The sequence below is a fragment of the Streptomyces sp. NPDC002793 genome, from assembly GCF_040295485.1.
Taxonomy (GTDB): Bacteria; Actinomycetota; Actinomycetes; order Streptomycetales; family Streptomycetaceae; genus Streptomyces.
Genome location: NZ_JBEOVL010000005.1, coordinates 150,102 through 173,501, shown reverse-complemented (window position 1 = coordinate 173,501; position 23,400 = coordinate 150,102). Strand labels below are relative to the sequence as shown.

Here is a 23,400-nt window from a genome sequence, read left to right as displayed (position 1 = left end):
TTCGTCGACCTTGGACGGCCTGAGGACTGCTTCGTCCCGAAGTAACTTGGATGGGGGCGGCGCCTTGGGCCGATGCGCCTCTCACCTGCGCTGAGCGTCCGCAGGCGTCCGTGCGCGTCCGTCGCTATCTATCGGCGTTGTCACATAGTTAGACACGCACTCGATCCTGTTCCCGGTTTAGCGCGACTCGACTCGGGTCCACGGACAGACCGCCTGCTCACGTCAACTCTGCTGGCGCACAAGTCATCAGTTTGCCTGTGGTGCACACGTCTCCGGAGGCCGCAGTCTGGAGCGGCGCCTTGCCTACTCAGAAGCACGTGCCTCTAGCCTCGGGGCAGACTCGTCCACGTACGGTCCACAGCCACCGGGCAGCCGTTGCACTCACATGATGAGTGCCAGAGCCGCGGGACCGGCACCTATGGTCGTCAATCGCTTCTCCAGCCGACTTGCCGACACAGATACTGCGGCCTACCTCAGCGCGGTAGGGTCGGGCCAGTCTGACGCGAGCACGGGAAGAGTCCATGGAGCGTCGGTGTGAGCGAGAGGAAGACAGTGGGTAAGTCGCTTCTGGAGCAGCTGCCGGGCATCGTCGCCGCAGGGAAGCGGCAGGCGGCTCAGATACTGGAGCAGCTGGAGGGGCGAAACCGAGTTTCCCTTCAAACGCGGGAGTTGGTCGTCCCGTCGAAGGACATGGCGAACTTCGACCTGTTTCGCCAGGCACAGCAGACCGAGGCTGGTGGCGACATCGCGCCAGCCGATGGACAGTTGAACCGCCTGGTCTATGGCGACAACCTGCTTGCCATGGCCGCGCTCCTAGCCGGTGACGAGGACACGCCGAGCCTGCGGGGCAGGGTAAACCTGATCTACATTGACCCGCCCTTCGACTCGAAAGCGGATTATCGCACGAAGATTACGCTTCCGGGCACAACCATCGAGCAGCGTCCGACGGTACTTGAGCAGTTTGCCTACTCAGACACATGGTCGGATGGGACGGCATCCTATGTCGCAATGATCGTCCCCAGACTTGTGCTTATGCGCGAGCTGCTAGCCGACACCGGATCTATCTATGTGCACATTGACTATCGCGTAGCCCACTACCTGAAGATCATTCTCGATGAGGTGTTCGGGCGTGATTCATTTGTGAATGAGATTGTTTGGCCGGGAGCAATCGGGGACTCTTCAGCTAAGAATAAGAAATTCATTAAGTCTCACGACACCCTCTTCTTCTATCGGAAGGACCCGACCAAGGTTCTCTGGAATGATGTCTTCCAAGCGCACGCCGAGTCAAATGAAAAGCGACTCAAGGCTGATGAGTTCGGGCGATACCGGCTCGGTCCTATCGATAACCCAGGTGGCGGGGGATACCTGTACGATCTCGGGCTCGGCGAGAAGCCTCCGGCTGGTGGTTATCGAATGCCGTATGAGACCGCGCAGAAGTGGTTGGCGGAGGGCATCCTTTGGGTGAAATCCGGGCGCGTACCCCAAAAGAAGATCTACCTTAATGCTGAAGGGGTTAGGTCTCGGGACGTTTGGTCGGACATTCAAACTCTGCAAAAGGGTGAGACCACTGGCTACGGCACTCAAAAGCCCGGCCGTCTTTTGGAGCGCATCATTCGCGCTTCTTCCGACGAGGGCGACATTGTTGCCGACTTCTTTGTGGGTTCGGGTACTACCGCTGCCATGGCAGAACGTCTGGGGCGCCGCTGGGTAGTCAGTGATCTCGGTAAGCCAGCCACAATGGTCACCCGTAAACGATTGATCGATCAGGACGCCAAGCCGTTCTTGTATCAGGCTATTGGTGACTATCAGGTAGAGCAGGCCCGATCGACGCTGGGCCGGTCGTTCCGCGTTGGTGACCTTGCCAAGGTAGTGCTCGACCTGTTCGGCGCACTCCCCCTGCCGCCTGAGGACAATGTTAATGGCAGCCTCGGCCGGCTTCCGAACTCACGCACGCTGGTGTTTGCTGACAGCCCCTCCAAGCTAACGACTACCTCGACACTTCGCCGCGCCCAGGGCTACCGCGATAGCAAGCTCGGAGGCTTTGACAAGGTCATCGTACTCGGTTGGAATTTTTCGGCTGGCATAGGACAAGACATTGCCAACCTTCAGGACTCGAATCTGGAAGTCCTAGTTATCCCGCCGGACCTCCTGGACCGTCTCAAGAAGAAGGGTGCGGACAAGCTCGCGACTGAAGTTCGTTTCGCTAGCCTTCAATACCTTGAGGCAAGCGTTGTGTCACGGAAGGAAACCAGCGACGGTGAGGATCTTCGAGTAGATCTTCGGAACTATGTGCTGCTTTCGCCCGAGGCGATCAACCTTGACCAAAAGAACCGCGCCGCGCTGCAAAAGGTCATGAACAATGAGCCGCTAGCGCTCATCGAGTACTGGGCTGTTGATCCGGATTACGACGGCGAGGTATTTCGTTCTGTCTGGCAGGATTACCGCGGAAATACCGAGAACGACGACGATGCTTTGCGCGTCACTACGACTGCCCGGCTCCAACTGCCCAAGAGGGATGGTGCTCGTCGCGTCTGTGTTCGAGCGGTCGATGTATTTGGCTTCGAGTCTGAGGTAGTCATCGAAAGCGTTGAGGTGGAACGGTGACCCAAGTGAAACGCGATCTTTTTCCACTCGCGACTGGTATCTCCAAGCTGGTCGACCAGCAGATCCCTGACCTGGTGGCTGGCCGCGGCCCTGAACTTCCGGGGCAGGTGACGCCGACAACGGCAGAATTGCTCAAATTCTGGTTCCAACAGGACTATTGCGACCTGCGCGCGCTCAACTTCCATGAGGGACAGCGTGCCGCGATCCTGCATATCATCTATGCCCACGAAGTCATCGGTGCGACGAGCTTGCGTGAGTTGTATGAGGCAGTGGCTGGGGAGGCGATGCTTGACGGTGGCGTTTTCGGTGAGGTCACCCGTGACCGTCACGCACACCCGAAGTATGCGGCCAAGATGGCGACCGGTACTGGAAAGACTTGGGTGCTCAACGCCCTGTTGGTTTGGCAGTACCTGAACAAGATCGCCAATCCGAAGGATGCCCGGTTTACGAGTAACTTCCTACTCGTGGCTCCGGGACTGATCGTTTACGATCGGCTGTTGGATTCCTTCCAAGGAAAGATGGTTGACGGGCAGCGCGACTTTACGACGAGCGACATCTACCGGCAGCGTGATCTCTTCATCCCGGACAGCTATCGCACGTCGGTATTTGGCTTCCTGCAGTCGTCTATCGTCACCAAGGGTGAGATCGGCCGTAAGGTCACCGGATCTGGCCTGGTCGCCATTACTAACTGGCACTTGCTGGCAGGGGAGGAAGATCCAGACTTCGTCGATGAGGACGAAACCGACATGGGTCGTGAGGTCGATGCAAAGACAGCCGTTGAGAGTTTTCTCCCCCTCACGCCGGGAACCGCATCGGGAAACACCTTGGAAGTCCTAGATCGCCGCTTCTTGCGTGGTGGGCCACTAGCGGCGCTCAAAGACTTGCCTGACCTGATGGTCTTCAACGACGAGGCTCACCATATCCACGAGGTCCGCAAGGCTGAAGAGGTCACGGACGTGGAGTGGCAGAAAAGCCTTAGGGAAATCGCCTCGACTAAGGGCTCGCGCTTCATCCAAGTGGACTTCTCGGCAACCCCGTACAATGAGGTTGGTTCGGGGGCGAAGAAGGGCCGACAGTACTTCCCACACATCGTAGTTGACTTCGACCTAACATCTGCCATGCGAGCTGGCTTGGTGAAGGCGTTGACGCTTGACAAGCGTAAAGATGTGGCCGCCTTGCCGTTGGACTTCAAGGCGGAACGGGACGAACAGAAGCGTGTGACCGGCCTGTCAGATGGCCAGCGGGTCATGCTGCGAGCCGGGCTGAAAAAGCTACAGATACTGGAAGACCAGTTCAGCGAGGTCGACCCGGAAAAGCACCCCAAGCTCCTGGTGGTCTGTGAAGACACCACGGTGACGCCGTATGTCATGGAGTTCTTGCAGAGTGCTGGACTTTCTGAAGAAGACATCCTCCGCGTGGATTCTGGCCGCAAGGCAGAGCTGGGACAGAAGAATTGGGAACCGCTCCGCGAGCGCCTCTTCGACGTCGATCGGCATAAGCAGCCGAAGGTCATCATCTCGGTGCTAATGCTTCGCGAAGGTTTCGACGTAAACAACATTTGCGTCGTGGTGCCTCTGCGCTCTTCGGAGGCATCGATTCTACTCGAACAGACCATCGGGCGCGGTCTGCGCCTTATGTGGCGCGGCAACGAGGCCATCGACGAGCTAAAGCGGGAGACCCGTGAACGCATTGCTCGTCGCGAGGAGCCGAATAACTACTTCGACGTTCTGTTCATCGTTGAGCATCCGGCCTTTTCGCGGTTTTACGAGCAATTGCTCGGCGGTGACCTTGTCGGCGAGGTGGGGGACGACGCGGACTCGACAGGCGCCACAGGTGACCTGGAAAACGTCGACTTGCGGCCGGGGTGCCAAGCGTATGACTTCGAAGTCCCCATAATCATTAGGGACGCGGACGAGGAGTTGAAGCGGCCCAGCGTTGATCCGCTTGTGCTTCCAGTCAGCAAGTATCAGGTCGATTGGCTAATCCGGCAGGTGGGGCAAGGCGACCGATTTGTCTCTGAGGACGCCCAAACTGGCACGCAGTATGGCGATTATCGCGTCGATGGCGGTATCCTCACGGCCACCGGATATAATGACTATCTCTCCCGCATGACAACCCGCATTACTGAGGCGCTAGGTCGCAACCTCACAACGAGTGCGGGCAAGTACAAAGAGATCAGTCAATATCCGATCCTCCAGGCCTATAAGCCACTACTGACGGGCTGGTTGGACACCTATATCCGTCGGCGGATGTTCAACCAGGATTTCGACCCGCTTGAGCAGGAGAATTGGCGTGTGCTGCTACTGGATGACGTCGCCCACGACATCGCAGGGGTATTCGCCACAAAGCTGACCGAAGTTCAGGCGACCCAGTCTGTATCCGAAGCGATCGTGCAGCATCGATTCCTGTCGGATGTTAGGACCATTCCCGTCCGCTCTAGCTCGAGCGTCGATGTCAGGAAGTGCATCTATCCGAAGCTCCCGGTTCCCTCTGAGGGTGGGGGTCTAGAGCGTCTCTTCATCGAATGGGCTGATCAGGACTCCCGAGTAGAGGCGCTGTTGAAGATTCATGAGTACCGTCATGGTTTCCTGCGTCGTCCTTACCTTAAAGCGGATGGCATGCCTGCGCAGTACTCGCCAGACTTCCTAGTGCGTACGGACACCGACGTCTATGTTGTCGAGACTAAGGCGCAGTCAGCCCTGAGCGACGAGAACGTCCAGCGTAAGCAGCGAGCTGCCCTAGCATGGTGTGAGCAGCTCAATCAGCTCCCGGGGCACCTCCGAGGAGATCTCTACTGGAATTACGTCCTACTTGGCGAAACAGCCGTGCGTTCCTGGAAAGCCAAGAATGCTCGGGCCTCTGAACTGCTCCACTACATGAGTTTGCGGCGTACAGACCAGCCGGCGCAGGAGAGCATGTTTTAGGCGTGCAGGGAAGGGCCTTCGCGAGAGGTCCCTGCGAGCTGAGGTCGGTGGAGCGGCTTTGGGCTGGAGCTGCTTTGGGGCGAGTGATCATGGCCCCGTAAGCTCATGGCGAGTCGGGCAGTCAGTGGACCTGCCCGTAAAGCACGACGTTGGGGCCATGATCTTAGAGGCTCGCCCCAAAGTGGCTGCCTAAAGCCGTGGAGCCGACCGCCCCAGGTATAGAGGGTGTCTCCTACTTCATGCCCGCAGTCGCCGAGCGCGCCGCCTGGCGCGGCCAGCCGGGGCGAAGACAGGAGGCAGGCCGCGCCGCTGAGGCGGCGCGCGCCCGCGCCGTGCGCGGGTCTTGATGAAGTAGAGAAAGTCTTATCCCGCTGTGATGAGCTGCTTGCCGTCGTGGCTCCGCACGTGAGGGCCGTTGCCGTCCAGGGCGTCCAGGAGACGGACCGCGTAGACCTCGGCCATGCGCTCGCTGACTTCGTCGGGTGTGAGCCAGGAGACGGCTGTCGACTCGCTTGATGTGCGCTCGGTCCCGCCGGAGGGCTTGCAGCGGAAGACCAAAGCAACGATGCCTCGGGTTGTGTTCTTGTAGACGCCGGTGAGCTGGTCCACCTCGACGTGGATGCCTGTCTCTTCCCGGACCTCGCGGGCAACGCCGGCCTCGGGTGTCTCGTTGAGTTCGAGGATGCCGCCGGGGAGCTCCCAGGTGCCGTTGTCGGCTCGGCGGATCGCCAGGAGGCGGCCGTCCTCGCGCACCACTACTCCGGCGACGGACACGGAGTGCAGGGGAGTGGGTGTCGCTTCCTGTGGTTGACTCATGTAGAGGAGCATAGGAGGCAGGGAAGGACTATGGGAACTGCGGCAGGAGGGGCCGGTTCCGGTCCTCGGTATGTGCAGATCGCTGATGACCTGGTGCAGCAGATCCGGGCGGGGGTTCTCAAGGCCGGCGACATGGTGCCGAGCGAATCCGAGCTGGTGGACCGCTACGGTGTCTCCGGCGGAACGATCCGTAAGGCCATGGTCGAGGTACGGGCGAGTGGCCTCGTCGAGACCAGGCATGGCAAGGGCTCGATCGTGAAGAACCGGCCCCCCGTACGGCACCGCTCCTCCGATCGCTTCCGGCGTTCGCTCCGGCAGGGTGGCCAGGCCGCGTACCTCGCGGAGTCCGCACAGTCCGGCGCCACCGCGAAAGTCAGCGTCCTCTACATCGGTCCCATGGACGCGCCCCAGGATGCCGCCGAGCGTCTGGGCGTCCCCGCCGGTACGCAGGTGTTGGCCCGTCGTCGCCTCTACTTCCGTAACGGCACCCCGGTGGAGACCGCCTCGTCATACCTGCCCTGGGACGTGGTGAAGGAGATCCCCGAGCTGTTCGCCGAGAACCCCGGGGGCGGTGGCATCTACGCCCGACTCGAAGACCACGGGCATGAGTTCGCGGAGTTCGTCGAGACGCTGCAAGCGCGCCCGGCCTCGAAGTCGGAGGCGTCGGAACTGGCGCTCAGCCCTGGTGCGCCCGTGGTTCACCTGATCCGGGAGGCCCGTACGACCGGGGGTCGGGTGGTCGAGGTGTGCGACACGCTCATGGCCGCTGACCAGTTCGTTTTCGAGTATCGGATCCCTGCCGACGACTGACGTCCGCTCAACTTCCCTCAACCCGTCGTGAGTTCTTCTTCGCGGCGGGTTGACTCATGTACAGGAGTCAGGCACTCTTCTTCATGTCACTCATGTATATGAGTGACGGAGTTCAGCATCTATAGAGGAGTGATCTGCTGTGCGTCAGATTCCCGTCGACACCTCCAGCGCTGTCGTGATGGTCGCCAAGTCTCCGCAGGTCAAGGTCCGTGACCGCCGCACCGGTGAGATCGCTACCGACATGGAGACCGGTGCTCAGCTCATGACCGTTGACGTGATGTTCGCGGCCAACGAGGAGGTGGAGATCTTGTCCGTCACCGTTCCGGAGCCCGGCATCAGCGGTGAGCTGGCCATGGGTACGCCGGTCGCGCTCACCGGCCTGGTCGCACGTCCGTGGGAGAACGACTTCAACGGCCAGCGGCGGCACGGCATCGCGTTCCGGGCGGTCGCGGTCACCTCGCTCGCCGACGTCGCCGCCGCAGGGTCGAAGGCGGCCTGATCATGACCGCCTCCACGGTCGCTCTGGTGCTGGTCGTCGCCGCTGCGGGTCTCCTGCGGTGGCGGCGACCCGCCTGGTACTGGCTGGCCTTCGGGGTCACTCTGGCCGCGCTGCGGGTCTTGGTCCGGTACCGCTCGGTCATGGACGCGTGCGGGTTGACCGTTCCGCCGGCGCGGTGGCGGTTATCTCTGGCTCGGGCCACCAACCGGCCGATACCTGAGTCCCGCCCACCGCGTATCCGGCGACTGCGGCCGACTCGCACCGGCTTGGTCCTCCGACTCAAGCTCCGCCCCGGCCAAGACGTCTTCGACATCGCTGCGGCCTCGGACCGGCTTCGGCACTCATTCTCGATGTTCGGCGTGACCTCGCGTGAGGTGCGGTCCGGTGTCGTCGAGGTGCGGATGACCGGATACGACGTGCTCAAGCGGGTGCAGATGCCTGCTGAGACGGAGACCCGGGCGATGCGGGTACCGGTCGCCCTTCGGGAGGACGGATCGGTGCACTACCGCGACTACCGCGCGATACCTCACGCCCTCACCCTCGGCGCCACGGAGTCCGGCAAGTCGGTCTACCAACGCAACCTGGTCGCCGGCCTCGCTCCTCTGGACGTTGCCCTCGTCGGCATCGACTGCAAGCAGGGGGTCGAACTCTTCCCGCTGGCGCGCCGGTTCTCAGCGCTGGCCGACAGCCCGGACACCGCTGCCGAACTCCTCGATGCACTCGTGGCGCGGATGGCGGACGTCTACCGCCTCATCCGTACCCAGCAGCGCATCACCGTCGATGTGCCGGACGCGGAGATCGCCGCCGACATCTGGGACCTGCCCGATGAGCTCCGCCCGACCCCGGTCGTCGTCCTGGTCGACGAGGTGGCCGAACTCGCCCTGTACGCAACGAAGGAGGAGGAGAAGCGGCGGGACCGCATCATCACCGCCCTGGTCCGTCTCGCGCAGCTGGGCCGCGCCGCCGGTATCTACCTCGAAATCTGCGGACAGCGCTTCGGCTCCGAACTCGGCAAGGGCATCACCATGCTCCGCGCTCAACTCACCGGCCGCACCGCCCACCGTCTCAACGACGAGACCTCCGCCAACATGGCCTTCGGCGACATCGCCCCGGACGCGGTCCTCGCCGCCATCCAGATTCCCGCCGAACTGCGAGGCCTCGCCATCGCGGGAGACGCGTCCGGCGGTTGGCACCGCATCCGCGCTCCGCACACCTCGCTCCGCCAGGCCGTGAACCTCTGCAACCGGCACGCCGACAGGACCCCGGACCTGCCTGAGCTGGCCCCTTTCCGGCCCACCACCGGCACCGCCACCGAGCTGGTGCCACCGGCGAAGGCCTCTCCGGCCACCGCCTGATTTCTCTCCCCCCACCCGGTAGGCGTGACCGTCTTCGCGCCGAGTCCCTACCACTGCCATGCCCAGAGAAGGGAGAACCGCCATGTGCCCCGACTGCGAGGACTTCGCCCGGACCGTGCTTCTGCTCGGCCAACTCGCCCTGTACGCCGAGATGGGCGGCGCCGACCTCGACTTCGTGGACGTCGTCAGCCCGTCCCTCGCCGTGTCACTGCCGGAGCCGCCGCCGGGCACGTTTCCGGATGACTCCGACCCCGCTGAGGACTCCTGATGGGCGCCCGGCACGGTCTCCGGATCGACGCGGTGTTGATCCAGGCGGTCATCGCCGGAGCTCTGTCCTTCGCGCACCTGCACGACCTCGCCGCCGCGGCTGGACAGGACGGCTGGAAGGCATGGGCCTACCCGGTCAGCGTCGACCTGCTCCTTGTCGCCGCCTGGCGTCGGTTGCGCAGTGAGGGCCCGTCTCGGTTGGCCTGGTGCTGGTTCCTGATCGCCCTGTTCGCCTCGCTCGGCGCCAACGTCGCCACCGCCGGGTTCCTCGACCTGGCCGACCCGCCGGCCCCGCTCCGGCTCGGCATCGCCGGATGGCCCGCACTCGCCTTCCTCGGTGGCACTCTCCTCGCCCATTCGTCGGGGAAGCCGGAGCCGGTTCCTCCAGCCGCCGTCACGGAGACGGAGGACGTCGGGCCGGCGCGTGTGCCTGACGCCGCCCCGATCCCATCCCAGGCCGATGAACCCCCTGCGACAACGGCCCTGTCCTCACCCCCGGCCCCGTCCCCGGATCCGCCCGTTCCCGCCGTGCTGATCGACCACGCCCGCAAGGTCGCCGACGAGTACCGCACCCGTACCGGATCACCGATCGACACCGACACCCTCCGCTCCCGCCTCGGCGTTCCGCCCCACCTCGCCGACGCCATCGCCGCCCGCCTCAGCTGACCGCAAAGGAGCACTGAGATGACTCACGATCCCGCCGACCTGACCGTGGCCGACTACCTCGACGCAGCGCATGAGATGGCCACAGCCGGACGCCCCTTCCTCGCCCACCTGCTCGCCGAGGAAGCCGCACGACGCGTCGACGACCCGGCCACCGCCCGCAGCATCCGCGCCCAGTACATCGACCCGACGACCGAAAGGGGCTGACCGGCATGCCCGCCCGCGACAGCTTCCACTCTGTGATGCGTATCGGCCCCGTGCAGATCGGCACCCACCGCGACCGCACCGGCCGCACCGCCCACGCCGCCGTCTGCACTGCCGACCGCTGCGGCTGGTCCGCCGACTACTCCAGCCGGACCGCCGCCCAACTCGCCGCCCGTACCCACCGCTGCACCGTCCGTTAGGAGACAGCGTCCATGGACGTCCCCCTCTGGATCGCCCTGCTGGTTGTCGGCTACCTCGGCATCAAGCTCTTCCGCCCGCCGGTGTGGCTGATCTGCGTGCTCCTCCTCGGCGGCTACCTCCTCGCCGACAGCCTCTTCGCTTCCGTCATCGACACCGCCGTCAAGTAACCCGCGCCCGGGAGAGGAGAACCACTCATGTTCCAGCCCAAGATCCCGACAATGCCGCAGCCCTCGGGCCTGGCCACCCCGCCCGCCGTCGTCCAGCCGACCACCATCACGCCGGGCACGTCTGCCCCGTCACCCGCCGCCGCCCCTGCGCCGTCCCGTCCGGTCGTACAGCTCACCCCCGGCACCGCGGTCGCGCTCGTCGGTGCCGGTACTGCCGTCGTCCTGGTCGTCGGCACCGTTCTGGTCTCGCTGCTCCTGGCGGTCGCGGTCACCAGCACATCGGTCGCCGTCTGCGCGGTCGTCCTGCGCTCCCTGATCGCGTCCGACGCCAAACGCCGCTGACCGGCCCCCGGGCGGCCTCGATACCGCCAAGCATCCGCCGCCCGGGAGCCGTGCCCACCGATCGATCTCACAACCGGAAGGAACCCCCAGCATGGCCCACCGGCCCTCACCCTCGAAACAGAAGCGGTCCATGCCCGCCCCACATCTCGACCCGACCGTCCTCGGGGACGTCCTCCGGGTGGCCTCGGCCTCCGACTACACCCGCTGGGAGGACCAGATCCGCCGCACCGGCGGCTGTGCCGACCCCGTCCATCTGAGCGGCTGGGTGACCCACAAGGACAAGACCACCGGCGAGACCCTGCACCGCTACTCGACCGCGTACGAGCCGGGCGGGCGCCTCCGCATCGCCTGCGGCAACCGCCGGGCCTCCCGCTGCCCCTCCTGCGCCTGGACCTACGCGGGCGACACCTACCACCTGATCCGCGCCGGCCTCGCCGGAGACGACCGCCGCGACATCACCGCCGCAGTCCGCGACCACCCGCGCGTCTTCGCCACCCTCACCGCACCCTCGTTCGGCCCCGTCCACAACCGCCCCGACCGTGGCACCTGCCGGTGCGGCACAGCGCACGTCTCGGACTCCGGGGACCTGGGCTCCGCCCTTGATCCGGAGACCTACGACTACGCGGGCGCTGTGCTCTTCAACAACCATGCCGGGGAGCTCTGGCAGCGCTTCACCACCCGACTTCGCCGCGAACTCGCCATCCACGCAGGTATCCCACGCCGTGAGCTGGGCGACCATCTCCGCGTCTCCTTCGGCAAGGTCGCCGAATTCCAGAAGCGCGGAGCCCTCCACTTCCACGCCGTCGTACGTCTCGACGGCCCGGAGGGACCTCGTACGCCGCCGCCCTCTTGGGCCACGGTCGATCTCCTCACCGACGCGATACGAGCCGCAGCCGCGCACTCGTACACGTCGGTCTCCGTCCCGGCTACCGGTGGCCAGCCGCCCCGGACCTTTCGGTGGGGCCGACAGCTCGACGTCCGCCCGGTCAAGGCCTTCGGCGACGGCTCGGATGTCACCGAACAGGCAGTCGCCTCGTACGTGGCCAAGTACGCCACCAAAGCCGCCGAGAACACCGGCACCCTGGACCGCCGCATCGGCGAACTGGCCGAACTCGACCGCCACCGCGTTCCCGATCACACCCGTCGGCTCATCACCGCGTGCCGTGAGCTCGACAGCCTCTATCCGGACCGGCGCCTCTGGGCCTGGGCCCACATGCTCGGTTTTCGCGGCCACTTCTCGTCCAAGTCCCGCACCTACTCGACCACCCTCGGCGCCCTCCGCCAGGAACGCGCCGACTACCGCGCTTCGCAGGAAGCGACCGTCCTCGGCCTGGCCGACCGTGAACCGGACACCGTCCTCGTCCTGACGGACTGGCAGTACGTCGGCCACGGGCACACCCCCGGCGAAGGAGCTCTCGCCGCCACCATCGCCCGTGACCTCCAGACCAACCGCGAGACCGCCCGCGACGCACTGAAGGACCGCACTGCCAACGAGGGGGAGTGGTGACCGTGCCGGACCGACTGCTCACCGTGAATCAGGTTGCCGAACGCCTCGGCACCGGTCTCCGCTTCCCTCGCCGGCTCATCGAGGAACGCCGCATCACGTTCGTCAAGGTCGGCCGACACGTCCGTATCCCCGAGAGCGCTGTAGAGGAGTACGTCAGCGCCCACACGGTGGCGCCGATCGTCCTACGACGCGCCTCGGCGTACTCGCACCGGAGGGCCGCCTGATGGCCGCCAAGCGTAAGTCCCGACGCGCCTTCGGTCGGATTCGGAAGCTGCCGTCCGGCCGGTTCCAGGCTCGGTATCCGGGGCCTGACGGCGTGCTGCGTGCCGCTGATCAGACGTTCGCGACAACGACGGACGCCGATCGCTGGCTGGCACGGAAGCGAATCGAGATGGAGGAGGGCCGCTGGCTGGATCCCGCCGAGGGACGGACCACCGTCCGCGATTGGTCGGCACGATGGCTCACCGCGGTCTCCCCGCAGCTCAAGCACAAGACACAGGCGTCGTACCGATCCCTGATCAACTCGCTGATCGTTCCGGCGCTCGGTGAGCGTGAGCTGTCCAGCCTCCGGCCGATCACCATCGTGGAATGGGTCGGTGCGATGAAGACGCGCGGTCTCAGCGCATCGCGAATCAGACAGGCCTACCGCGTGCTCTCGCAGATCATGCGGGCGGCCGTCGACAACGAGATGATCGGGCAGACCCCGTGCAGGGGCGTGAAGCTGCCTCGCATGCCGCAGACCGAGCCGCACATCCTCACCCCGCTGGAAGCCTCACGGATTGTGCGGAGCGCGACGAAGCCGCATGACCTGCTGATCTCCTTGCTCGCCTACGCGGGCCTGCGGGTCGGGGAGGCGTTCGCGCTGCGGCGGATGGACATCGACGTACCTGGCGGCCTGGTCCTCGTCGACGAGAACCTGGCCGAAGCGAACGGCACCCTCGTCTTCGACACTCCCAAGTCCCATCAGAAGCGGGTCCTGCGGATCGGGCCGTCACTCGCGGCGCGGATCGGCCGGCACCTGGAGACGCTGCCCGGCGGGGAGGATGCTCTCCTCTTCGTCACGCCCGGCGGGAAGCCTCTGCGCTACAACCAATGGCGCAAGGCGTACTTCGACCCCGCTGTGGCGGCGGCCGGGCTCACCGACGTCACGCCGCACGACCTCCGCGCCTCGCACGGCACATGGGTCGCCGACCGGTACGGCGTGATGACCGCCGCGCACCGGCTCGGGCACTCGAACGCCAGCGTGACGACTCGGCACTACGCCCGACCAGTTGTCGGCCGTGACGACCAGGTGGCGGAAGCGGCGGACTCCTGGCTCGGCGGTCATGAGCCTGGGACACGCAGCGATGATGATGACGGCTCTGCTGGGGTATTCGCACCCGTCTGATGTGCGGGAGACGTGGCGGCTCGCCGAGGACCGGAAGCAGCACCGGTGGGCCGCCCAGGAGAAGCACCGTCTCCCCTGGGAACACGGTCGGGCCGGTTCCTGTTCGGTGCGTTGGCGTTGGCCGATAGGGTCGTCGTCATGGGGGATGCGAAGACTCGCAAGTGCGTTTGGTGTGAGAAGGAGTTCACGCGGCGTTCGTTGTGGCGGGCGAAGCGCTACTGCAAGCGGCGGCACCAATACACGCACTACGGCGCGATACTGGTGGGCTCCCTGTTCTCCTGAACGATCAGGTGGTGCACTGACCGGCCGAGCAAGCGCGGAGCGCGCCAGCGGGCTCCCGCGATACCCGTGGGGCACGTAGCGGGCACGATGACGATGAAGACGGGCTCCCCAGGGGAGACAGCACCCGTCTGAGCTGCGGTCCAGCGGTCAACGGTCGTGATCACCAAAAGGTCTTGAAAACCGTCGTCGCAGCGATGTGACCGTGGGTTCAAATCCCACACCCACCGCAGGCGAGAGGCCCCTGACCAGCACGTATGGTCGGGGGCCTTTGCCATGCCCGCGCCCCGCCGGGCACCGCTGTTCGAGTGCGGCCCTCTGGACGCCGAGTAGCGATGCTTCCTCGGCGGTCCCTCCCGTGGTTCGGGCCGCTCCACCGCATGGCTGACGGTGACTCCGATCGCGGCCAGGCGGTTCACGACTCCGCAGCACCGCTAGCCGGGCTTTTCGGGGCGTCGCCGTTGGCCGATAGGGTCGTGGCCATGGGGGATGGGACGACTCGCAAGTGCGTTTGGTGCGAGAAGCAGTTCACACGGCGTTCGTTGTGGCGGGCGAAGCGCTACTGCAAGCGGTGGCACCAGTGCGTGCACTACTGCGCGATACTGGTGGGCTCCTTGTTCTCCTGAACGATCAGGTAGTGCACTGACCGGCGGAACAAGCGCAGAGAGCGTCAGCGGGCCTTCGCGAGTGCCACCTCTCGCTCAGCGGGGTCGTCGGCTGCCTGCCAGGTACCGGCCTCGCCGTGTCCGAGCCTGCCCCGGCCGTCCCGTTCGTCCTGCCGGAGATCATCTCCCAGGCCGCGGGACGTACATCACGCACGTCCCGCAGCAGGCGACGGACGCCGACATCTTCGAAGCGAGCGAGAAGTCGCTCAACCGACCGTGCGGAGAGGCCACGCCCCAGGCAACAGCCTCCACTTCCGGTAGAGGCAGGGGAGCGGGATACGCTCGTCGTCCCCGGGGGCTCGCAAGCTCGGGGACCTGACCGGCGACCACGCCTGCCTAGCTCCTGCTCGGAGCGGGGTCCGTCTCATGACGGGTGGTCGCCGCTCGCATGCGCGGCGCGCGCCTTGTTGAAGGACATCTGTCAGATGTCCCGCCGCGGCGTGGTCAGTCGGGCGGCCGAGGCGATCGCGGCGCGGGCCTCCTGTTCCGTGAGGCCGGTGCCGATCGCCGCTTCGGTGAGGGCGTCCGCGAGTGTGTCGCCGAAGCCGTGTTCGTACGCGCGACAAGCTGCCCAGAACAGGCGGGTGTTGCGCTGCCCCTCGTGTGCGTCGCGTACGAACTGGACCAGGCCCTGCCCCTGTCGGGCCGTGGGGGTCCGGCCGGCCGGGTGGTGGGGGCGCGGTGGGGGCGTGAGCAGGCGCAGGAGGGCGCGGGGGCAGGAGGCCGGTGTCAGGTGGGCCGTGCCGGGCGCCAGTCGGTATCGGCCGTGGACCGTGACGGAGCCGGGGCCGACCAGGTAGCCGCCCGCTCCGCGTACGTCGATACCGGGAGCGAGGCGGCCCGCGGAGTTGGGTACGGAGACGCCGGACGGGCCCGTCAGCCAGAGGTGCCGGCCGCCGCTGGGCGTGAGCACCGTGACGGTGGCCGGGATGGTGAACAGGTGCTGGAGGGCCAGCTGCTGGAGAGCGGCGACGGAGTCGTTGCCGTGCGCGGTGTCGATGTCGAGGTCGATGCCGATGAGGCGGTGCGGCGGACGTCCGCAGGCGATCCCGTAGCCGGTGGCCCTCGGTGCCGCGGCGAAGAGCGCGCGGACGGCTGCCGGGTCGGTGGTGGCGTCGTGGACCCCGTGGCCCGGCAGTCCGCAGGTGCCCCGGCAGCGTGCGGGCGGGTCCTCGTCGCGGTGCGGTGAGCGGAGGGCGGGGAGCTTGGTGGCGGACAGCGGGAAGACGGGGAGCCCGCGCTCGGCGGCGGAGAGCGCGTGGGCCAGGGCCAGGGTGGCGGTCTGCCGGTCGGTGGTGACCATGCGGCTATTTTCGTACAAGCGTTCGAAGAAGGGAAGAGGGTGTCGGGCGCGTGCGTGGTGAAACGTATTTCCTTCCTTGACTCGTTTTCCTCCCTTTTTCCTCGTACGGGAGGTTTACCAGGCGTTCCTCATGCGAACGGGGGAATCGCGCGGCATGGGTGATTCGCCGGGGGTGCGCTGGGCAGTTTTGCTCCCGCGACGTCGTGACCAGCACCCGAGGTGGTCGGCCAACCGCTTCGGGACCAGCCGTATCAAGCCGCATCTTCGGTTCCTGGAGGAATTGACATGGCACGTATCCGTACTGCTCGCGCCCTCGCCGTCGTTGCCGCTCTGCCCCTCGCCGCCACCCTGTTCGGCGGGGTCGCGATGGCTGACAACGGTTCGTTCGCGAACGACGGATCGAACGCGGCGGTGGCGACGATCGGGTCCGCCGGTGTCGGAGGGGACAATTTCGGTAATTCATCCACGTCCCAGCAGCAGGCCGTCGGCTTCGGCGCTTCCAACCACAGCAACTCGGCCCAGGTGAACGGCTCCGCCTTCACGGTGATCGACCAGTCCACGGACATCGTCTCGGTGACCTTCACGCCGCTCTGGTGAGCTGATGGGAGGGGCCCGTGCGGTGGCGGTCGTACCGCCGCGCACGGGCCGCTTCCGTGTGGGGGAGGGGTGGACCCGGGGCGGGGACCCTGAGGTGGATGGGCCCTCTCTCCACCTTCAGGAGGTGGGGCCCGCCCGACCCCTACAACCTGAGGCGGACGTGGCTTCGGGACCTGGGGCCGATCCCCTCGTCCATGCCCGCTCCTAGCGTGGAGCCATGACCACGCCAGTCTGTGCCGGCGCCTCCAGGGCGGCCGCTGCCTCCGTCGGACACCGCCGCTATCCGTCGTTCTCGTCGTACGTGCGGGCCCGGGGCCCCGTGCTGCTGCGGACCGCGCGCTCCCTCACCGCGAATCCGAGCGACGCCGAGGACCTGCTGCAGACCGCGCTGACCAAGACGTACGTCGCCTGGGAGCGGATCGAGGACCATCGCGCGCTCGACGGTTACGTCCGCCGCGCCCTGGTGAACACCCGCACCTCGCAGTGGCGCAAGCGCAAGGTCGACGAGTTCGCCTGCGAGGAGCTGCCCGAGAAGGAGGCCGCGCCCGCACCGGACCCGGCCGAGCAGCAGTCCCTGCACGACGCGATGTGGCGTGCCGTGCTCAAGCTCCCGGACCGCCAGCGGGCCATGGTCGTCCTGAGGTACTACGAGGACCTCAGTGAGGCCCAGACGGCCGAGGTGCTGGGCGTGTCCATCGGTACGGTCAAGAGCGCCGTCTCGCGGGCCCTGGGCAAGCTCCGCCAGGATCCGGAGCTCACCCCGGTCCGATGACACGGGCGCTCCTTCCCCGCCCCCGGCCCGCGGCCCGTGGAGGGCGCGGTTCCGGCGGCCGACATCGATTCGTACTCCCGGAAGTAGTGACATACCGCTTGGTATGTGAGCAGAATCAGCGCACCTTTACTGCCGCGTAGCGCCCACCGGGAGGACGCCGTGCTCAGCACCATGCAGGACGTACCGCTGACTGTGACCCGCATCCTGAACCACGGGATGACCATCCACGGGAAGTCGCAGGTGACGACCTGGACCGGTGACCCGGAGCCGCACCGGCGCAGCTTCTCCGAGATCGGAAGGCGCGCCGCACAGCTGGCGCACGCCCTGCGTGACGAGCTGGGCGTCGACGGCGACCAGCGGGTCGCCACGCTCATGTGGAACAACGCCGAGCACGTCGAGGCGTATCTGGCGATCCCCTCGATGGGTGCCGTCCTCCACACGCTCAACCTGCGGCTCCCCGCCGAGCAGCTGATCTGGATCGTCGCCCATGCCGACGACAAGGTGGTCCTCGTCAACGGTTCGCTGCTGCCGCTGCTCGCACCGCTGCTCCCCCACCTGCCCTCGATCGAGCACGTGGTGGTGTCCGGTCCCGGCGACCGTTCGGCGCTCGACGGTGCCGCGCCCCGGGTGCACGAGTACGAGGAACTGATCGCCGGCCGACCTGACTCCTACGACTGGCCCGAGCTGGACGAACGCCAGGCAGCCGCCATGTGCTACACCTCCGGCACCACAGGTGACCCCAAGGGAGTCGTCTACTCCCACCGCTCCATCTACCTGCACTCCATGCAGGTCAACATGGCCGAGTCGATGGGGCTGACCGACAAGGACACGACCCTGGTGGTCGTGCCCCAGTTCCACGTGAACGCGTGGGGGCTGCCCCACGCGACGTTCATGACCGGCGTCAACATGCTCATGCCCGACCGCTTCCTGCAGCCGGCACCGCTCGCCGACATGATCGAGCAGGAGCGGCCCTCGCACGCAGCGGCCGTCCCCACCATCTGGCAGGGACTGCTGGCCGAGGTCACAGCCAAGCCGCGCGACCTCTCCTCCATGGCCCGCGTCACGATCGGCGGCGCCGCCTGTCCGCCTTCCCTGATGGAGGCGTACGACAAGCTCGGCGTCCGCCTCTGCCACGCCTGGGGCATGACGGAGACGTCGCCGCTCGGCACCATGTCCAACCCGCCGGCCGGACTGACCGAGGAGCAGGAGTGGCCGTACCGCGTCACCCAGGGCCGGTTCCCGGCCGGTGTCGAAGCGCGCCTGACCGGCCCCACGGGCGAGACCCTGCCGTGGGACGGCGAGTCCGCGGGTGAGCTGGAGGTCCGTGGCCCGTGGATCGCCGGTGCGTACTACGGCGGCGCGGACGGCGAAGGCCTGCGCCCCGAGGACAAGTTCAGCGAGGACGGCTGGCTGAAGACCGGCGATGTCGGCGTGATCAGCGGCGAGGGATACCTCACGCTCACCGACCGGGCCAAGGACGTCATCAAGTCCGGTGGTGAGTGGATCTCCAGTGTCGATCTGGAGAACGCGATCATGGCGCACCCGGATGTCGCCGAGGCGGCGGTCGTCGCCGTCCCCGACGAGAAGTGGGGCGAGCGCCCCCTCGCGACCGTCGTCCTCAAGGAGGGCGCCACCGCCGACCACGCGGCGCTCAGGACCTTCCTCGCCCAGTCCGTGGCCAAGTGGCAGCTGCCCGAGCGCTGGACGATCGTGCCTGCGGTGCCGAAGACGAGCGTGGGCAAGTTCGACAAGAAGGTGATCCGCAAGCAGTACGCCGACGGCGAGCTGGACATCACTCAGCTCTGACCCGGGTCACGGCGCACCCGGCGGGGGCGGTACGGAACATTCCGTACCGCCCCCGCCGCCTTCTGTGCCGCCCCTGTCCGCTCCCGCGTCCGGGCTTCAGTTCGTCCCTATCTTCGCCAGCAGATCCACGATCCGGGACTGCACCTCGTCGCTCGTGGAGCGCTCGGCGAGGAAGAGCACCGTCTCACCCGAGGCGAGCCTCGGCAGGTCCGCCTCCTCCATGCCGGCCGAGGTGTAGACGACGAGCGGCGTGTGGTTCAGCGAGCCGTTGGCCCGGAGCCAGTCGATGATCCCGGCGCGTCGGCGGCGCACCTGCATCAGGTCCATCACCACCAGGTTGGGCCGCACCCGGGTGGCGAGCTCGACGGCCTCGCTGTCCCCCGACGCCCGCGCCACCTGCATGCCGCGCCGCTCCAGCGTCTCCGTGAGCGCCAGCGCGATCTCCTCGTGCTCCTCGATCACCAGGACCCTCGGAGGATGCTGGTCGCTGTCGCGCGGGGCGAGCGCCTTGAGGAGCACGGCCGGGTCGGCGCCGTACGCCGCTTCCCTGGTCGCCTGACCCAGACCGGCCGTGACGAGCACCGGGACCTCGGCCGCCACGGCCGCCTGACGCAGTGACTGCAGCGCGGTACGGGTGATCGGCCCGGTCAGCGGGTCGACGAACAGCGCGGCCGGGAACGCCGCGATCTGGGCGTCGACCTCCTCGCGGGAGTGCACGATCACCGGGCGGTAACCGCGGTCGCTGAGCGCCTGCTGGGTGGAGACGTCCGGGGCCGGCCAGACGAGCAGCCGACGCGGATTGTCCAGCGGCTCCGGCGGCAGCTCGTCGTCGACGGGCTGCGGATGCGGCCGGTTGTCCACCTCGACGGCGCCACCGGGGCCGTCCAGCGGCTCCGGCCCCTCAGCACCCTCGTCGGGGGCCCCTATCGCGTACGCACGCCCCTCGGAGGCGGGCGGGGACAGCAGCTGACCGGAACCGGGGCCCTGCGCGGTGCTCCCCTGGGTACCGCCCGGCGCCGGCGGACCGGCGGCCGGGGCGGGCTGCGGCGGCACGGGCGCCACGGCCGGTGTGGACGGCGGCTCGGCCTCGGGCGGGGCCGCGAGCTTACGGCGCCGCCCGGCGCCGCCGAGCGTCTGGTTCTGCTGATGGGCGAGGTGCTGCGCGAAGGGCACGCCCTGACCCAGCGTACGCACGCTGAACGCACGCCCCTGGGTCGAGTCCGAGGACGCCGGCATGGGGGCCTCGGCGGGCAGCGGCTGGCGCCGCGCGTCCGCGACGGGGGCCGGGGTGTCGTTGTCGGCCGGATGCGGCTCCTGTGCGGGCGCCCGCCCGGCTACGGCGGGGGCGGCGGTGCCCGTGGTGTGCGCGGTGCTGCCCTGGCCCGCCCAGGACTCGTCGTCGTCGGCCTGGGGCGTGTCGCCCACGGGCGCCGGGACGGCCGGAGCCCGCACGGAGGTGTCCTGTGCCCAGTCGGGCTGCGGAGGGACGGGGGGCAGCGGCTGCCCCGGGGTGGGACGGCCCGGCCGGGCCTGCGGCTCCGGAGCCTCCGTGGCCTCCGCCCTCCGACGGCCGGACGGCAGGGGATGTGGCTGAGGCGGCGTGTGGTCCTCGTCCGGCGCGGTACGCACGGCGTCGTGACGCTCGGGCAGCGGCTTTTCGAACGGGGCCGGCCCGGGCGCGGCCGGTGCCGGGAGCGGCTGGGCCGCGGCCTCGGCAGGTGCGGCGGCGGACGGCGGTGCCACGACCGGCGCGCCCGGAGCCGTCGGCGGGATCCGGTCCGCCGCAGCGGGCGGCAGCGCGAAGGCCGTACGGGGTTCCGAAGGCTCGGCCGCGGCGGCGCGTTCCTGCGCCGCGCCGAGGGCCCGGCGGGCCCGCCGGCCCCCGGGCTGCTGTGCCGACTGCTCGGGCTGAGGCTGCGCCTGCGGCCCCTGGGCGTCGGAGGAGGCGAGGGCGGGCAGCGCGGGCCGGCTGCCGCCGGCCTGGCGCCCTGCGGGGTTCTGCGGCACACCCTGGGGCGGCACGGTCTGCCCGCGCTGCGGTCGGCCGCCACCTCCCTGCGCGCCCTCGGCCGCCGTGACCACCGACCCCTCCGAGGGGGCGGACGCCGCCGCGGGGAGCGCCAGCGCCTGCCGGGGCTCCGCCGCACTCTCCGCACCCGTCTCCGCGGGGCTGGGCCGACCGCGCCTGCGGCCGGATCCCTCGCTCCGCTGAGGGAGCGTCATGTCCTGTTCCGCCGCGTGGTCCTGCTCGGGCGCGCCCTCGGCCGCCCGGCGCGCCCTGCGCCGGCCGGTCGGTTCCCCGGCCGCGGTGTCACCGGACTCCGGAGCGGGCGCTCCGGAGTCGAGGGGGCTGTCCAGGAACGCGTCCGTCGAGCCCCGCCGTGCCCGCCGCCTGCCGCCCTGTGTGGGCTGGGGGGAGGGCTCGGGCTCCGGCACGGGCACGGCGGCCTGTTCGGGAACGGGAAGAGGCTCGGGCGCGACGGTCCCGGCGCCGGTGCCGAGCGGCACCTCCAGGACGTACGCGCTGCCGCTCATCCCGGCCATCTCGTGCGTCTGGAGCACACCGCCGTGCGCGCGTACGATCCCGCGCACGATCGGCACGTGCACGGGGTCGCCCCCGGCGAACGGCCCGCGCACCTCGATGCGTACGACGTCGCCGCGCTGCGCGGCCGCCACGACGACCGTCGAGTCGACGTAACCGCCGCCCGGCACCGCCCGGGCCTTGCCGGTCGAGTCGACACCGGCCACGTCGGCGACGAGATGGGCGAGTGCCGTGATCAGCCGGCCCGCGTCGACCTCGGCCTCGATCGGAGGGGCGTGCACCGCGAACTGCGCGCGCCCCGGACCGATCAGCTCGACAGCGCCGTCGACGGCCGCGGTCACCACGGAGTCGAGCAGCACCGGCTGCTTGACGAGTTCCTCGGTGCCCTGGTCGAGGCGCTGATAGCTCAGCACGTTGTCGACCAGGGTGGTCATGCGCGCATACCCCGCGGCGAGGTGATGCAGGATCTGGTTGGCCTCGGGCCAGAGCTGGCCGGCCGGGTCGGCGGCGAGGGCCGAGAGTTCACCGCGCAGCTCTTCCAGCGGCCCGCGCAGGGACCCGCCCAGCACGGCGGTCAGCTGGGTGTGCCGAGCTTCGGTGCCGGTCAGGCGCTCCGCCTGCTCCTCCAGTTCGGAGGCGTACCGCTCGGTCCGGTCGGCGGTCTCGGCCGCGTGCGCCTCGGTGAGCGCGGTGACCTCGGCCCGGTGGCTCGCGGTGAGCTCGGCGATCTCGGCCGCGTGCCGTTCGGTCAGACCGGTGACCTCTTCGGTGTGCTGCTGGGCCAGTTCGTCGTAGGGCCTGCGGTCGGTGAACGTCATGACGGCGCCGACGAGCTGGTCCCCGTCGCGCACCGGGGCGGTCGTCAGGTCCACCGGCACCTGGGCGCCGCTCTTGGACCACAGCACCTGCCCGCGTACCCGGTGCTTGCGGCCGGACCTGAGGGTGTCGGCGAGCGGCGACTCCTCGTACGGGAACGGGTCGCCCTCCGCACGCGAGTGCAGTATCAGCGGGTGGAGCTCCTGGCCGCCGAGGTCGCTGGCGCGGAAGCCGAGGATCTGCGCGGCCGCCGGGTTGACCAGGACGACCCGGCCGTCCGTGTCCGTGCCGACGACGCCCTCGGAGGCGGCCCGCAGGATCATCTCGGTCTGGCGCTGCGAACGGGCCAGCTCGGCCTCGGTGTCGACGGTGCCGGAGAGGTCCCGTACGACGAGCATGAGCAGCTCGTCGCCCGTGTAGCTGGAGTGGATGTCGTTGTAGCCCGCATGGCCGCTGTCCAGGGACGCGCTGGTGACCTCGACCGGGTACTCGGTGTGGTCGGTCCGGCGCGCGATCATCCGCGTCGGCTTGGTCCTGCCCTGCTCGTCCGCAGCGTCCGGCCTGCGCATCGACCCCGGGATCAGCCTGGAGTCGAACTCCGGAAGCAGATCGAGCAGTCCGCGCCCCACGAGCGCGGTGCCCGGGGTCTCGAACATCTCGAGGGCGATGGTGTTGGCGTTGACGACCGTGCCGTTGCAGTTGACGAGCAGGAGCCCGTCCGGGAGGGCGTCGAGTATGGCTGCGAGGCGAGCAGTGCCTCGGGATGGCCTGCTGCTCACGAGACGCTTCCTCCCTGAATACCGCACCTTGCCGACAGCGGGCCCCATCCTGCCCCTCGGGCCTCAGGCTGTCACTGGAGGAGTCTAAAGGCAGG

General features: G+C 67.8%; 20 protein-coding genes and 1 pseudogene. 17 read left to right on the top strand and 4 right to left on the bottom strand.

Features of this window, described 5'->3' with window-relative positions; all coding sequences use genetic code 11:
- Positions 1-534 precede the first annotated feature (534 nt).
- The gene (locus tag ABT001_RS07015) at positions 535-2,604 is read left to right on the top strand and encodes a site-specific DNA-methyltransferase (protein WP_334567322.1); all 2,070 of its coding nucleotides are present in this window, start codon (positions 535-537) and stop codon (positions 2,602-2,604) included.
- Positions 2,601-5,528 carry a DEAD/DEAH box helicase family protein gene (locus ABT001_RS07010; protein WP_351273445.1) on the top strand — a complete coding sequence of 976 codons (2,928 nt, stop codon included), beginning with the start codon at positions 2,601-2,603 and terminating at the stop codon, positions 5,526-5,528. The genes ABT001_RS07015 and ABT001_RS07010 overlap by 4 nt, the downstream gene beginning before the upstream one ends.
- A 363-nt stretch (positions 5,529-5,891) precedes the next feature.
- Here the strand turns inward: ABT001_RS07010 and ABT001_RS07005 are convergent, their stop codons facing one another.
- A complete protein-coding gene (locus ABT001_RS07005; RefSeq protein ID WP_351273443.1) occupies positions 5,892-6,356 on the bottom strand; it encodes an NUDIX hydrolase in 465 nt (154 codons plus the stop codon).
- A gap of 18 nt (positions 6,357-6,374) precedes the next feature.
- Here ABT001_RS07005 and ABT001_RS07000 point away from each other — a divergent pair, with 18 nt between their 5' ends.
- The 12 genes from ABT001_RS07000 (at position 6,375) to ABT001_RS06945 (ending at position 13,746) form a co-directional block, all read left to right on the top strand.
- A complete protein-coding gene (locus ABT001_RS07000) occupies positions 6,375-7,154 on the top strand; it encodes a GntR family transcriptional regulator (protein WP_351273440.1) in 780 nt (259 codons plus the stop codon).
- A gap of 139 nt (positions 7,155-7,293) precedes the next feature.
- Positions 7,294-7,653: an SCO3933 family regulatory protein gene (locus ABT001_RS06995; protein WP_351273437.1), complete on the top strand. Its 360-nt coding sequence runs from the start codon at positions 7,294-7,296 to the stop codon at positions 7,651-7,653.
- A gap of 2 nt (positions 7,654-7,655) precedes the next feature.
- Complete coding sequence (locus ABT001_RS06990) at positions 7,656-9,008, top strand: FtsK/SpoIIIE domain-containing protein (protein WP_351273434.1); 1,353 nt, start codon at positions 7,656-7,658, stop codon at positions 9,006-9,008.
- 82 nt (positions 9,009-9,090) lie between these two features.
- The gene (locus ABT001_RS06985) at positions 9,091-9,276 is read left to right on the top strand and encodes a hypothetical protein (RefSeq protein WP_003967787.1); all 186 of its coding nucleotides are present in this window, start codon (positions 9,091-9,093) and stop codon (positions 9,274-9,276) included.
- Positions 9,276-9,941: a DUF2637 domain-containing protein gene (locus ABT001_RS06980; RefSeq protein ID WP_351273431.1), complete on the top strand. Its 666-nt coding sequence runs from the start codon at positions 9,276-9,278 to the stop codon at positions 9,939-9,941. Before ABT001_RS06985 ends, ABT001_RS06980 begins: the two co-directional genes overlap by 1 nt.
- A gap of 18 nt (positions 9,942-9,959) precedes the next feature.
- Positions 9,960-10,145, top strand: a complete 186-nt coding sequence (locus ABT001_RS06975) for a hypothetical protein (protein WP_351273428.1) — start codon at positions 9,960-9,962, stop codon at positions 10,143-10,145.
- A 5-nt stretch (positions 10,146-10,150) separates the two neighbouring features.
- Positions 10,151-10,342, top strand: a complete 192-nt coding sequence (locus ABT001_RS06970) for a mobile element transfer protein (protein ID WP_003967784.1) — start codon at positions 10,151-10,153, stop codon at positions 10,340-10,342.
- Between the two features lie 12 nt (positions 10,343-10,354).
- Positions 10,355-10,510, top strand: coding sequence for a hypothetical protein (locus ABT001_RS06965; protein WP_010060553.1), 156 nt, complete (start codon positions 10,355-10,357; stop codon positions 10,508-10,510).
- A 27-nt stretch (positions 10,511-10,537) separates the two neighbouring features.
- Positions 10,538-10,852 (top strand): SpdD-like protein, encoded by a 315-nt coding sequence (locus tag ABT001_RS06960; protein ID WP_351273424.1) that lies wholly within the window; start codon positions 10,538-10,540, stop codon positions 10,850-10,852.
- A gap of 91 nt (positions 10,853-10,943) precedes the next feature.
- Entirely contained in the window at positions 10,944-12,359 is a 1,416-nt protein-coding gene (gene repSA, locus ABT001_RS06955) for a replication initiator protein RepSA (protein WP_351273421.1), read from the top strand.
- On the top strand, positions 12,356-12,583 hold the full coding sequence (locus ABT001_RS06950; RefSeq protein WP_351273419.1) for a helix-turn-helix domain-containing protein: 228 nt from the start codon (positions 12,356-12,358) through the stop codon (positions 12,581-12,583). The genes repSA and ABT001_RS06950 overlap by 4 nt, the downstream gene beginning before the upstream one ends.
- Entirely contained in the window at positions 12,583-13,746 is a 1,164-nt protein-coding gene (locus tag ABT001_RS06945) for a tyrosine-type recombinase/integrase (protein WP_351273416.1), read from the top strand. The genes ABT001_RS06950 and ABT001_RS06945 overlap by 1 nt, the downstream gene beginning before the upstream one ends.
- Before the next feature lie 585 nt (positions 13,747-14,331).
- Here ABT001_RS06945 and ABT001_RS06940 read toward each other — a convergent pair.
- Together ABT001_RS06940 and ABT001_RS06935 are read right to left on the bottom strand one after the other, a co-directional pair.
- Positions 14,332-14,450 (bottom strand): annotated as a pseudogene (locus ABT001_RS06940) (GntR family transcriptional regulator); the annotation flags it as partial.
- 661 nt (positions 14,451-15,111) lie between these two features.
- Positions 15,112-15,993 carry a bifunctional DNA primase/polymerase gene (locus ABT001_RS06935; RefSeq protein WP_351273413.1) on the bottom strand — a complete coding sequence of 294 codons (882 nt, stop codon included), beginning with the start codon at positions 15,991-15,993 and terminating at the stop codon, positions 15,112-15,114.
- A 285-nt stretch (positions 15,994-16,278) separates the two neighbouring features.
- Between ABT001_RS06935 and ABT001_RS06930 the strand changes: the two genes are divergently transcribed.
- The 3 genes from ABT001_RS06930 to ABT001_RS06920 all read left to right on the top strand — a co-directional run bounded on the left by ABT001_RS06930 (position 16,279) and on the right by ABT001_RS06920 (position 19,168).
- Positions 16,279-16,590, top strand: a complete 312-nt coding sequence (locus ABT001_RS06930) for a hypothetical protein (protein ID WP_351273410.1) — start codon at positions 16,279-16,281, stop codon at positions 16,588-16,590.
- Positions 16,591-16,807: 217 nt separating this feature from the next.
- Positions 16,808-17,362, top strand: coding sequence for a SigE family RNA polymerase sigma factor (locus ABT001_RS06925; protein ID WP_351273408.1), 555 nt, complete (start codon positions 16,808-16,810; stop codon positions 17,360-17,362).
- A 159-nt stretch (positions 17,363-17,521) separates the two neighbouring features.
- Positions 17,522-19,168, top strand: a complete 1,647-nt coding sequence (locus ABT001_RS06920; RefSeq protein ID WP_351273405.1) for a long-chain fatty acid--CoA ligase — start codon at positions 17,522-17,524, stop codon at positions 19,166-19,168.
- Positions 19,169-19,264: 96 nt separating this feature from the next.
- Here ABT001_RS06920 and ABT001_RS06915 read toward each other — a convergent pair whose 3' ends face one another.
- Entirely contained in the window at positions 19,265-23,305 is a 4,041-nt protein-coding gene (locus tag ABT001_RS06915; protein ID WP_351273402.1) for a hybrid sensor histidine kinase/response regulator, read from the bottom strand.
- Positions 23,306-23,400: the final 95 nt, after the last annotated feature.